The 12,616-nt window shown below is 72.6% G+C and carries 9 protein-coding genes; all 9 read right to left on the bottom strand.

The features are described from left to right. Positions 1–18: 18 nt before the first annotated feature. Complete coding sequence (obgE, locus tag LIU39_RS04765) at positions 19–1,455, bottom strand: GTPase ObgE (protein WP_227044932.1); 1,437 nt, start codon at positions 1,453–1,455, stop codon at positions 19–21. Positions 1,456–1,591: 136 nt separating this feature from the next. Beyond that, on the bottom strand, positions 1,592–1,849 hold the full coding sequence (gene rpmA, locus LIU39_RS04760; protein WP_227044930.1) for a 50S ribosomal protein L27: 258 nt from the start codon (positions 1,847–1,849) through the stop codon (positions 1,592–1,594). A 14-nt stretch (positions 1,850–1,863) separates the two neighbouring features. Then, positions 1,864–2,184, bottom strand: a complete 321-nt coding sequence (rplU, locus tag LIU39_RS04755; RefSeq protein WP_227044928.1) for a 50S ribosomal protein L21 — start codon at positions 2,182–2,184, stop codon at positions 1,864–1,866. A 238-nt stretch (positions 2,185–2,422) separates the two neighbouring features. Beyond that, entirely contained in the window at positions 2,423–6,196 is a 3,774-nt protein-coding gene (locus LIU39_RS04750) for an Rne/Rng family ribonuclease (RefSeq protein ID WP_227044927.1), read from the bottom strand. 219 nt (positions 6,197–6,415) lie between these two features. Continuing rightward, positions 6,416–7,219, bottom strand: coding sequence for a TIGR03936 family radical SAM-associated protein (locus tag LIU39_RS04745; RefSeq protein WP_227044925.1), 804 nt, complete (start codon positions 7,217–7,219; stop codon positions 6,416–6,418). A gap of 227 nt (positions 7,220–7,446) precedes the next feature. After that, on the bottom strand, positions 7,447–8,211 hold the full coding sequence (locus LIU39_RS04740) for a hypothetical protein (RefSeq protein WP_227044923.1): 765 nt from the start codon (positions 8,209–8,211) through the stop codon (positions 7,447–7,449). 42 nt (positions 8,212–8,253) lie between these two features. Then, the gene (locus LIU39_RS04735) at positions 8,254–8,817 is read right to left on the bottom strand and encodes a GNAT family N-acetyltransferase (protein WP_227044920.1); all 564 of its coding nucleotides are present in this window, start codon (positions 8,815–8,817) and stop codon (positions 8,254–8,256) included. 104 nt (positions 8,818–8,921) lie between these two features. Next, positions 8,922–10,844 (bottom strand): TIGR03960 family B12-binding radical SAM protein, encoded by a 1,923-nt coding sequence (locus LIU39_RS04730; RefSeq protein ID WP_227044918.1) that lies wholly within the window; start codon positions 10,842–10,844, stop codon positions 8,922–8,924. Between the two features lie 130 nt (positions 10,845–10,974). Further along, positions 10,975–12,504, bottom strand: coding sequence for a CYTH and CHAD domain-containing protein (locus LIU39_RS04725; RefSeq protein WP_227044916.1), 1,530 nt, complete (start codon positions 12,502–12,504; stop codon positions 10,975–10,977). Positions 12,505–12,616: the final 112 nt, after the last annotated feature.

Genomic DNA, 12,616 nt, shown 5'->3' with positions numbered 1-12,616 from the left:
GTCCCGTGCCGCGTCGGATCAGAACGGGCGGAAGCCGTCGTACTCCTCGTCGGCCTCGTCGCGCGCCGCGTCACGGTCCCTGCGGCGCTGGGCCGCGGGCCGGGGCGCCTCCATGCGGTGGTCCTCGCCACGCCGGCCGAGCATCTCCGCGCCGGCCGCCATCGTCGGCTCCCAGTCGAAGACCACGGCGTTGTCCTCGGGGCCGATCGCCACGCCGTCGCCGGTCCGCGCACCGGCCTTGAGCAGCGCGTCCTCGATGCCGAGGCGGTTGAGCCGGTCCGCGAGGTAGCCGACGGCCTCGTCATTGCTGAAGTCGGTCTGCCGCACCCAGCGCTCGGGCTTCTCGCCGCGCACGCGGTAGAGGTTCTCGGCCTCTTCGGTGACCGTGAAGCCGGTGTCGTCCACGGCCTGCGGGCGGATCACGATCCGGGTGGCCTCCTGCACCGGCTTGGCGGCACGGGCCGTGGCCACGATCTCGGCCAGCGCGAAGGACAGTTCCTTCAGGCCCAGGCGGGCGACGGCCGAGACCTCGAAGACGCGGTAGCCGCGCTCCTCCAGGTCACCGCGGATCATGTCGGCGAGGTCCTTGCCGTCGGGGATGTCGACCTTGTTCAGGACGACCACCCGCGGCCGGTTCTCCAGACCGCCGTACAGCGCCAGCTCGGCCTCGATGGTGTCGAGGTCGGACACCGGGTCGCGCTCGGACTCCAGGGTCGCGGTGTCCAGGACGTGCACGAGCACCTCGCAGCGCTCGACGTGCCGCAGGAACTCCAGGCCCAGGCCCTTGCCCTGGCTGGCACCCGGGATCAGACCCGGCACGTCGGCGATGGTGTAGACGGTCGAACCCGCCGTCACCACACCGAGGTTGGGCACCAGGGTCGTGAACGGGTAGTCGGCGATCTTCGGCTTGGCCGCGGAGAGCACCGAGATCAGCGACGACTTGCCCGCGCTCGGGTAGCCGACCAGCGCGACATCCGCGACGGTCTTCAGCTCCAGGACGATGTCCCGCGCCTCGCCCGGCTCACCGAGCAGCGCGAAACCGGGCGCCTTGCGGCGGGCGGAGGCCAGCGCGGCGTTGCCGAGCCCGCCGCGGCCGCCCTGTCCCGCGATGAAGGTGGTGCCCTGGCCGACGAGGTCGGCGAGCACATTGCCCGCACGGTCCAGGATGACGGTGCCGTCGGGCACCGGCAGGACCAGGTCCTGGCCGTTCTTGCCCGAACGGTGGTCGCCCGCGCCGGGCTGGCCGTTGGTGGCCTTGCGGTGCGGGTGGTGGTGGTATTCGAGAAGCGTGGTGACGTCCTGGTCGACGACCAGGATCACGTCGCCGCCGCGGCCGCCGTTGCCGCCGTCCGGGCCGCCGAGCGGCTTGAACTTCTCCCGCATCACGGAGGCCACGCCGTGGCCTCCGTTACCCGCGGCGACGTGCAGCTCGACGCGGTCCACGAAGGTGGTCATGGTGGGGTGCCTCCAGATAACTACGGGAATGTCTCTGTACTAACACGCCGAGGGCGGACCGGCCTTCCCGCTCGCACGGGAAAAGGCGGTCCGCCCTCGGAGTGGTGCTACTGCTGAGCTCTCGCCCGGTGGCTGATTACTCGCCGGCCGGAACGATGTTCACGACCTTGCGACCACGGTGGGTGCCGAACTGCACCGCGCCCGCAGCCAGGGCGAACAGGGTGTCGTCGCCGCCGCGGCCGACGCCCGTGCCCGGGTGGAAGTGGGTGCCGCGCTGGCGGACCAGGATCTCACCGGCGTTGACGGCCTGACCGCCGAAGCGCTTCACGCCGAGCCGCTGAGCATTGGAATCGCGACCGTTCCGAGTGGACGATGCGCCCTTCTTGTGTGCCATGTCTCCTCAGTCCCTTACTTCGCCGGAGCGTCGATGCCGGTGATCTTCAGCGCCGTGTGGAGCTGGCGGTGGCCGATCCGCTTCTTGTAACCGGTCTTGTTCTTGTACTTCTGGATCCGGATCTTGTTGCCCTTGTGGTGGTCCACAACCTCGGTCTGGACCTTCACGCCGGCCAGGACCCAGGGGTCACTGGTGACCGAGTCGCCGTCGACGACCAGCAGCGTCGAGAGCTCGACGGTGTCGCCGACCTTGCTGGTGGAAATACGGTCAACTTCGATGACGTCGCCGACAGCAACCTTCTGCTGACGGCCGCCGGTGCGCACGATCGCGTACACGCGGAACTCTCTCTCGCTAGGTTTCGATCCTCTGATGCCAGCCGCTCACACGGGCTAGGGAAAGGCCCGTGGAATCCGAGTGGACGAGCGGCCTCCCTCGGCGAACCGAGAGGTGTTTGCTCAGGGGTTTGGCGTCACAGACACCGACGGTCAAGGTTACGGGGCCTTGACCAGGGGGTCAAACCGGCCCCGGGTCACCCGACCCGGGGCGCGGTCCGCCCGGCACCCGCAGGGGTGCTCAGTCCTCCGCGGCGGCCGAAACCGACGGCAGCGAGGGCTGCTCGGCGGCAGCGGTCTTCTTGGCCGCCGCCTTCGTCGTCTTCTTGGCTGCGGTCTTCTTGGCCGTCGTCGTCTTCTTCGCGGCGGCCTTCTTGGCGGTGGTGGTCTTCTTCGCCGCCGTCTTCTTGGCCGTCGCCGTCTTCGCTGCGGTCTTCTTCGCCGCGGTCTTGGTGGCGGCGCTCTTGGCGGCCGTCTTGCGGACCGCCTTCTTCGCCGTCTTCTTCGCCGCGGGCTGTGCCGCCTCCTCGGGGGCGGCCTCGGCGCTCTCGGCCGGCGCCTCGGCGGCCGGCTCAGGAGCGGGCTCGGCGGCCGGCTCCGTGGCCACCACGACCGTCGCCGCGGTGGCATCGGCGACCTGCGGCGAGCCCGCGGGAGCGGTCGCCTTACGGGTCGCACGGCGGCGCGGACGGGCCGGTGCGGGCTCCGCCACGACGGGCGCCTCGGCGGGCTCCGGCTCCGACGCCTGCTCGGCCACCGGCTCGGCGGTCGGCACCACGATCGCCGCGGCCTCGGCGGCCTTCGGCGCGCCCGCCGGAGCGGACGCCTTCCGGCTCGCACGGCGACGGCCACGGACCCGTCCGGCGGCCGCCTCGGCCTCCGCCGGGCTGCCGAACCACTCGTCGGCGTCGGCCACCGCGGGCTGCAGCTCCGCCTCGGTCACCGGCGCGGGCTCCAGCTCCTGCGCCTCCTCGGCCACCGGCTGCTCGACGGCCGGCTCGTGCCGCTCACCGTTGCCGCCCTTGCCCTTCTTCTTGCGCTTGCCGCCGCCACCGACGGACGTCGGCTGGTCCATGTGGACGATGACGCCGCGGCCGTTGCAGTGCACGCAGGGCTCGGAGAACGACTCCAGCAGGCCCTGGCCGACCCGCTTACGGGTCATCTGCACCAGACCCAGCGAGGTCACCTCGGCCACCTGGTGCTTCGTCCGGTCCCGGCCCAGGCACTCCAGCATCCGCCGCAGCACGAGGTCCCTGTTGGACTCCAGCACCATGTCGATGAAGTCGATGACGACGATGCCGCCGAGGTCCCGCAGCCGCAGCTGCCGCACGATCTCCTCGGCCGCCTCCAGGTTGTTCCTGGTGACGGTCTCCTCAAGATTTCCGCCCTGACCGGTGAACTTCCCGGTGTTGACGTCGATCACGACCATCGCTTCGGTCTTGTCGATCACCAGCGAACCGCCGCTGGGCAGCCAGACCTTGCGGTCCAGCGCCTTCATCAGCTGCTCGTCGATGCGGTACGTCGCGAAGACGTCGACGTCCGAAGTCCACTTCTGCAGACGGTCGGTGAGATCCGGCGCGACGTGCGCGACATAGCCGTGGATGGTCTCCCAGGCGTCCCCGCCGCTGACGATGACCTTGGAGAAGTCCTCGTTGAAGATGTCGCGGACGACCCGGACGGTCATGTCCGGCTCGCCGTAGAGCAGCGTCGGCGCGTTGGAGCTGCTGCTCTTGGCCTTCTTCTGGATCTCTTCCCACTGCGCCTGGAGCCGCTGGACGTCCCGCGCCAGCTCGTCCTCGCTCGCGCCCTCTGCCGCGGTGCGCACGATGACACCCGCGTCCTCGGGAACGATCTTCTTGAGGATCTGCTTCAGCCGGGCCCGCTCGGTGTCCGGCAGCTTGCGGCTGATGCCCGTCATCGAGCCCTCGGGCACGTAGACGAGGTAGCGGCCGGGCAGCGATACCTGGCTGGTGAGCCGGGCGCCCTTGTGGCCGATCGGGTCCTTGGTGACCTGCACCAGCACGGACTGGCCGGACTTCAGCGCGGTCTCGATGCGGCGCGGCCCGTTGGCCATGCCCAGCGCCTCGAAGTTGACCTCGCCCGCGTACAGGACGGCGTTGCGGCCCTTGCCGATGTCGACGAAGGCGGCCTCCATCGACGGCAGGACGTTCTGCACCTTGCCGAGGTAGACGTTGCCGACGTACGAGGTCGACTGCTCCTTGTTGACGAAGTGCTCGACGAGGACGTCGTCCTCCAGCACGCCGATCTGGGTGCGCTCGCCGCTCTGGCGGACCACCATCACCCGCTCGACGGCCTCGCGGCGCGCCAGGAACTCCGCCTCGGTGATGATCGGCACCCGCCTGCGGCCCTGCTCGCGCCCCTCACGGCGACGCTGCTTCTTGGCCTCCAGACGCGTCGAGCCCTTGATCGACTGCACCTCGTCGGCGCTGGTCGACTCGTCCTTCTTGCGCGGCTCGCGGACCTTGACGACGGTGCGCTCGGGGTCGTCGCCGTTCGCGGCGCCCTCGGCCTCACCGGCGTCACCGCTGCGACGGCGGCGGCGACGGCGACGGCGGCTGCTGCTGGACCCGCCACCGGTGTGGTCGTCGTCCTCGCCATCCTGCTCGTCGGCGGCCGCTTCGTCCTCGGCCTCGGCCTCGACGTCGGCGGTGTCCCGCACCTCGGCGGTACGGCCGTCGGCTGCCTGCTCGTCCGCGTCGGCGGACTCACCGCGGCGGCGACGGCGGCCACCACGGCGACGGCGGCGCGAGGGGCGGTCGCCGGACTCGTCGTCGGTCCCGCTCTCGCGCTGCTCGGCCTCCTCCTCGGGCTCCTCGTCCTCGGCGACGGCCACGGCCTCGGGCTCGACCGGCGCCGGGGCGGCAGCCACCGGCTCGGGCTCGGCCCGCTCACCACGGCGGCGGCGCTTGCGCGCTGCGGCCTGCGGCTGCTCCTCGCGGACCTGCTCGGGCTCGGCCGTCTCCGCTTCCTGACGCGCCGCGGCGGCGGCCGCGGCCGCGCTCTCCGGGGTCTGGAACATCGGCTCGGTGAAGACCGGCGCCTGGAAGACGGCGGTCGGCGGACGCTGCGCGCGGCGGCGACCACGGACCGGCGCCTCCTTCGCGGGCTGCTCATCGGCGGCCGGCGCCTCGGCAACAGGCTCCGCGGCCCGCTCGCCCCGGCGGCGCGCACGCCGCTTGGGCGCCTCGGCGGCCTCGACGGTCTCCTCCTGCGCGCGCTCCTCCGCGTCCTGCGGCGCACCGGCCGGAGCGGTCACCTTGCGGGTCGCACGACGGCGGCCGCGTGCGGGCTTGGCGTCCTCGGCGGGCGCCTGGCTCTCCTCGGCGTCCTGCCGCGGCGCGGCCTCGTCGGCGGGCGCGACGGCCACGGCCTCATCGGCACCACCACGCGGCGCACCGGCCGGGGCAGTGGCCTTACGGGTGGCACGGCGACGGGGCCGGGCGGGCGCCTCATCGGCAACGACGGGCGCCTCGGCGGCCTCCGCCTCGGGAGCGGCGGCCGGAGTCTCGACGGCGGCCGGTGCCTCGGCTGCGGTCTGCGGCGCACCGGCCGGCGCGGTGGCCTTACGGGTGGCACGGCGGCGGGTACGGCCGCGCGGCGCCTCCTCATCGGCCGGTGCCGCGTCCGCGGCCGGAGCCTGTGCGGCGGGCGCAGCGGCGGCCGGTGCCTGCTCCGCGTCGGCCTGCGGGGGGCCGGCCGGAGCCGACACCTTGCGGGTGGCACGGCGGCGCGGGCGGGCCGGTGCCGCGTCTTCGCCGGAGGTGACGGCGGCAGCGGTCGCCTCGGCGGCCGCCTCCTGCCGTACCGCGGGCTCGGCCGCGGCCTCGGCGCTCACGACCGTGGGCGCAGCGGCGTCACCGGTCGGCGGGCCCGCGGGCCGGGATGCCGCACGGCGCCTGCGGCGCGGCGGCAGTGTGTCGCTGGGGGAATTGTTGTCGTCGGCACCACGGTCCGCGGACTGCGTGGATTCGGTGGGCTCAATAGATTCGAGCATGCGGGCGGTTCTCCCGTCACGCTCCCGGGCGCCGGGCCTGATTCCGGCCGCGGACCGCGTAATGAGCGCGGTTCCGCAGTCCGGGGCGTGGGCGCCGCACGGGAGCTGTCGTCTCGCTCGCCGGGCCCGTAGGTCGGGGACCGGCGAAAGTCTCCTGGTCAGTGCGTCTGCCGCACCGGGGTGGCTCCCTGGTTGATCGGCGACGCGACGACGGCGCTCCTACGCAGTACCTTCCCCGGAATTCGCCGGGGAGGCCCCACTCGGCGCCTTCGCGGCACTCTGCCCGGCGGCCGTGGGTGGGGCGGTCGTGGCAGCGTCGCGGTCGGGCGCTAGCGGGTCGGTCACCGCGCCGGTCTCCTCATCGAGCAGCCCCTGCGCCAGCCTGGTCACCGCTGCGGGGACCGGCGGCGCCAGGTCGGCCGTAGCTCGGAGGCCGGACAGGACGTCGTCGGGTCGTACGGCAGGTGTCAAATGCCGAACAACCAGCCGCAGTATCGCACAGGCATTGCCGTCGGGCCTATCGCCCTCTCCTGCGGAAGCTTCCAGGCGGGCCACCGCCGCACGTGCGTCGAAAGCCCGCATGCCGTTTTTCGTACGGCGCTCGACCTGCACTTCGCCGGCCGCGAGGAACGCCTCGACGGCCTGTCCTGCCGCCGCCGGGTCGACTCCTTCGAGCCGCAGCTCCCACACCGATGCCTGCAACCGGTCGGCCAGCCCGCTGGTCCGCGCCTCGACGGCGTCGGTCACATCGAGCCCGGCCGGCAGCGAGGCGTCCAGCAGCTCGCGCACCTGCTGCGGGTCACGGTGCTGGGCCAGCTGGATCTCCAGGTATTCGGCCTCGCTTCCGGTACCCGTCGGGGCGGCGTTGGCGTACGACACCTTGGGGTGCGGCGAGAAGCCCGCCGAGTAGGCCATGGGGATCCCGGCGCGGCGCAGCGCCCGCTCGAAAGCGCGCTGGAAGTCGCGGTGGCTGGTGAACCGGAGGCGGCCGCGCTTGGTGTAGCGCAGACGAATGCGCTGCACCGCCGGTGCGGGCGGCGGGCCTTCGGGCTGTCGCTTGCCCAGTGCTACTTCTCCTTGTATCAAGCGGCCGATGTGGCCACCCCCGCACGCGCGGGGAACGTTCGGACCGGCGCTTTCACCGCGCCGTCCGGCCCGGATCGCCGCCGCCGGAACGGCGGCGGTTCACAACCGGACCGTCTCCCAGAGTACGCGTCCTGTGGCGCTGCGGTTCCCGCCCCTCCCGCGCGCTACGCCCCGAAGAGCGCCCTGCCGACCTCCCGGGCCGCGTCCCGGGCCGCCCGCAACGGGGGCCCGCACGCCGCCCGGATCGCGTGGCCCACCGGAGTGCACACCCAGCGGTACGTCCAGCGCAGCGGCGCGACGACCAGCCACCGCCACAGCGCCCCCAGGCACCGGCCGACCGCCCGCGCCACTTGCCCGGCGATCTGCCGACAGGACGCGAGCACCGAGCCGACGGCACCGAGGGCGGGCCACAGCACGTACTGCCACAGTGCGACGGCCGGGATCACCACGAGCCGGCGGAACAGCGCCGCCAGCGCGTGCCCGAGGGGCGTCAGGATCCACCGGTAGGCCCACTGGGCGGGTACGAGGAGCAGGTAGCGCACGAGGAACGCGGCCGGCACCACGACGAGGTGGTGCACCAGCCGGGCGACCGCCCGTCCCACCGGGGTGAGGATCCACCGGTGGATCCAGAGCACGGGCACCACCAGCAGGTACCGGACCAGGAACGCCACCGGCACGACGACGAGGTGGTGCGCCAGCCAGGCGACCGCCCGTCCCAGGGGTGCCAGGATCCACCGGTGGATCCAGAGCGCCACCGGTGCGACCACGGCCCGGCCGGTCCAGCACAGCGCCTCCCACAGCAGGCGCAGCGGTACCAGGACGATCAGCACCGGGATCTTGATCACCTGGGCGAGGCAGCAGCCCTCCGCGCCCGCAGGAGGCCCGTGCCCGGCCGCCGGCCCTCGTGTGTGGTCGCCCCCGTATGCCATGCGCCGTTCCCCCGGTCCTTCACTTCCTGACGATCACGTGCCTCACCTGCGCGGGCGCTCCGCCGGGGCACCCGTGGGCACCCAGTAGCGGAGCTTGGCCCCGCGACGGTCGTCGAACGCGCCGCCGCACGCCTCGATGACCTTACGGGAGGGCTCGTTGGCGGCATCGCAGGTGACCAGCACCTGGTCGAGGCCGCGCGTGCGGGCCCACGGCAGTGCCGCGCGGAGCATCGCGGTGGCGTGGCCGCGGCGGCGGGCGGTGGGGCGTACGTCGTAGCCGATGTGGCCGCCGTACTCGCAGAGGAAGTCGTTGAGCCGGTGGCGCAGACCGAGGCGGCCCAGGTAGGTGTCGCCTTCGACGTACCAGAGGTTGTCGCAGGGGACGTACCCGAGCGCCACGGCGGTCTTCTCCTCGGTCATGGAGCGCAGCCAGGCGGCGTATTCGGCGAAGACGGCGGGGTCGTGCCACCGGTCGGCGTACGCCCTGATCTCGCGGGCCACCGCCGAGCCGTCGCCTTCCTCGCCCCGGCCCTCGGCGCGGAACTCCGCCATGGCCTGGAGGAAGGACGCCTGTACGCGGACCGTGGGTGCGATGAGCTGCGGCATCGCACCAGTGTCTCCGCACAGCCGTCGGCCCGGCCACCGCATTTCCGGTGGCCGGGCCGAACTGCCTTTCCGACAGGGCTACTTGACGCCCGCCCTGCTCGCGATCACTTCACCGACAGCGGCAGCAGCTTCTTGCCGGTCGGCCCGATTTGAATGTCGAGGTCGAGTTGCGGACACACGCCGCAGTCGAAGCACGGGGTCCAGCGGCAGTCCTCGACCTCGGTCTCGTCGAGCGCGTCCTGCCAGTCCTCCCAGAGCCAGTCCTTGTCGAGGCCGGAGTCGAGGTGATCCCAGGGCAGGACCTCCTCGTACGTGCGCTCGCGGGTGGTGTACCAGGCGACGTCGACGCCGAAGGCGGGCAGCGTCTCGTCGGCGGCCTTCATCCAGCGGTCGTAGGAGAAGTGCTCGCGCCAGCCGTCGAAGCGGCCGCCGCCTTCGTAGACGGCGCGGATGACCGAGCCGATGCGGCGGTCACCGCGGGAGAGCAGGCCCTCGACGATGCCGGGCTTGCCGTCGTGGTAGCGGAAGCCGATGGAGCGGCCGTACTTCTTGTCGCCGCGGATCTTGTCGCGCAGCTTGGTCAGCCGGGCGTCGGTCTCCTCGGCGGAGAGCTGCGGGGCCCACTGGAACGGCGTGTGCGGCTTGGGCACGAAACCGCCGATGGAGACCGTGCAGCGGATGTCGTTCTGACCGGATACCTTGCGGCCCTCGGCGATGACGTTGACCGCCATGTCGCCGATCTGGAGGACGTCCTCGTCGGTCTCGGTGGGCAGGCCGCACATGAAGTACAGCTTCACCTGCCGCCAGCCGTTGCCGTAGGCGGTGGAGACGGTCCTGATCAGGTCCTCTTCCGAGACCATCTTGTTGATGACCTTGCGGATGCGCTCCGAGCCGCCCTCGGGGGCGAAGGTCAGTCCCGAGCGACGGCCGTTGCGCGTCAGCTCGTTGGCAAGATCGATGTTGAAGGCGTCGACGCGGGTCGACGGCAGCGACAGACCGATCTTGTCCTCTTCGTACCGGTCGGCGAGGCCCTTGGCCACCTCGCCGATCTCGGTGTGGTCCGCGGAGGACAGCGACAACAGGCCGACCTCCTCGAATCCCGTGGCCTTCAGCCCCTTGTCCACCATCTCGCCGATGCCGGTGATGCTTCGCTCCCGTACGGGGCGCGTGATCATGCCGGCCTGGCAGAAACGACAGCCGCGGGTGCAGCCACGGAAGATTTCGACCGACATCCGTTCGTGGACGGTCTCGGCCAGGGGGACGAGCGGCTGCTTGGGGTAGGGCCACTCGTCCAGGTCCATGACGGTGTGCTTGGACACCCGCCACGGGACGCCGGAGCGGTTCGGCACGACGCGCGAGATGCGCCCGTCGGCGAGGTACTCCACGTCGTAGAACTTGGGGACGTAGACGCTGCCGGTCTTCGCGAGGCGGAACAGCAGCTCGTCGCGCCCGCCCGGACGGCCCTCGGCCTTCCAGGCACGGATGATGTCGGTGATCTCCAGCACCGCCTGCTCGCCGTCGCCGACGACCGCGCAGTCCAGGAAGTCCGCGATCGGCTCCGGGTTGAAGGCCGCGTGGCCGCCCGCGAGGATCAGCGGGTGGTCGTCCGTGCGGTCCTTGGCCTCGATCGGGATGCCCGCGAGGTCCAGGGCGGTGAGCAGGTTGGTGTAACCCAGCTCGGTGGAGAAGGAGACACCGAGCACGTCGAAGGCGCTGACCGGGCGGTGCGCGTCGACGGTGAACTGCGGCACGCCGTGCTCGCGCATCAGCGCTTCGAGGTCCGGCCACACGCTGTACGTGCGCTCGGCGAGCACGCCCTCGCGCTCGTTGAGGACCTCGTAAAGGATCATGACGCCCTGATTGGGGAGGCCGACCTCGTACGCGTCCGGGTACATCAGCGACCAGCGGACGTCGCAGTCGTCCCACTCCTTGACGGTGGAGTTCAGCTCGCCGCCGACGTATTGAATCGGCTTCTGGACGTGCGGGAGGAGGGCCTCCAGGCGTGGGAAGACCGACTCGACAGGCATCGTGGGATCTTTCGTCAGCGGGCGGGGGGTGACCCTCAAGCCTAACGTGCCCGAGGGGGCGGCCCTGACGTGTGCCCGGGGTGATCAATGGTGCGCTCCGGGTCACGACGGGCGGCGCGCCGGCCGCCCGTCAGCCCGTCAGGCCCAGGCGGCGGGCGGACCGTGCGGCCTTCGCCCACCGGCCGGGCAGCTCCCGCTCCCGGTCCGCCGCCACCGCCTCCTCGCGGCCGTGGAGCACCCCGAACGCGAATCCGCTCTCCCCTGCTTCCTGCGCCGCACCGGCCAGTTCACGCAGTGCCTCGCGCGCCACCACGCTGTCGTGGTGGTCGCCCAGCAACTGCTGCAGGTCGGCGATCCGGCGGGCGAACCGCTCGGCCCGCCCGCCCAGGGCCGGGCGCGCCGCCTCCGCCGCGTACCGCGCCCGCTTGGCCGCCTTGCGCGCCTCGTGCAGTGCCAGGTCCCGCTGCGGCCCGGCCGGCGCGGCAGGCACATCGGCCATCCGGCGGGCCAGCCGCGCGAAGTCCTTGCGGACGGCCTTCGTCAGCACCTTGCACGGGGCCCGGCCCGCCGCCTTGCACAGCGGCGGGTCGGCGAGCAGACCGTCCAGGGTGTCCAGGAGCGCCAGGTAGCGCCGCCCGTCGAGGGCCACGGCGACCTGCCGTCGCGAGCCGCTCCTGCGGGCCCGGGACCACGCGCGGACCCGGGCGCGTGCCGGTTCGGCGCACGGCGGCACGGGCGGCGCCGCCAGCCCGTCCTGGATCCGCGCGGCGAGCACCTCGCGGTCCCGGTCCGCGCCCAACTCCCCTGCCAGCCACTTCAGTTCGACGGCTACCGGGTCGGTCACCGTCCGGTCGAGCACCGCCCGGCAGGAGCGCAACGTGCTGCGCAGGCGGCGCGTCGCGACCCGCATCCGGTGCACCGCGTCGGGCAGCTCCCGCCGCACCGCCGGATCCAGCGCGACGATGACCCGCGCCTGCTCGCGCGCGTAGGTCAGGACGACGTCACCGGCGGTCGCGGTGGAGCGCTTCCGCTCGGGGGGCCGCTCGACCCGGCGCGCCACGGGGGCGGTGGCGGCCAGGGCGCGGGCGAGCTTGGAAGGGGCGTCGCTGCGCCGGATTCCGCCCGCAACCAGGCAGGCGTCCAGTGCGTCCAGCAGGCCGGGACCGCCGCCGGCCGTCACCTCCGCCTCGATCTCGGCCCAGGTGACGGCCCCGCCCGCACCGCCCGGCCGCTCCGCACGCACCGCGTCCACCGCGATCTCCGCCAGCACCGCGCCGTCGGCGCCGACGAGCTGCCGCCGCACGCGCCGGGTCCGCAGCCGCATGACCGGCACCAGTGCCGCGCCGCGTACCCGCGAGCGGACGAGTCCGGCCAGGTCACCGGGCAGTTCGACGGCGGGCGGCGCCTGGATCTCGTCACGCGCGTGCGGCCCCGCCGGCAGCTTCAGGTGCCAGCCGGGGTCGTGGCCACCGGTCCGCCGCCGCAGCGTGATGCCGTGCGCGGTGAGGCGCAGGGCGACGGTGTCGTAGTAGGTGGCGTCGAGGATCTCAGGCTCCTTCTCCACCACGGCGGCGACCCCGTGCACCGCGGTCAGGTCGGGGAGCCGGGTGCGGTCCGTGGCCGCATACTTCCGTTCGATTTCTCGCACGGTGTCCGCCATGCATCGAATCTAGCCATATGTGCCGATATCTGCCAGGGACCGTCCGGGCCACTCGCCAGGGGTGGCCACCCCCGAGGGATGACGCGTCCAGGAGAACGAATGGCACGCACCG

It is taken from the genome of Streptomyces pinistramenti, assembly GCF_020564935.1.
Lineage (GTDB): Bacteria > Actinomycetota > Actinomycetes > Streptomycetales > Streptomycetaceae > Streptomyces > Streptomyces pinistramenti.
Note: the sequence above shows the minus strand (reverse complement) of the source record. Positions and strands in the feature narration are given on the sequence as shown.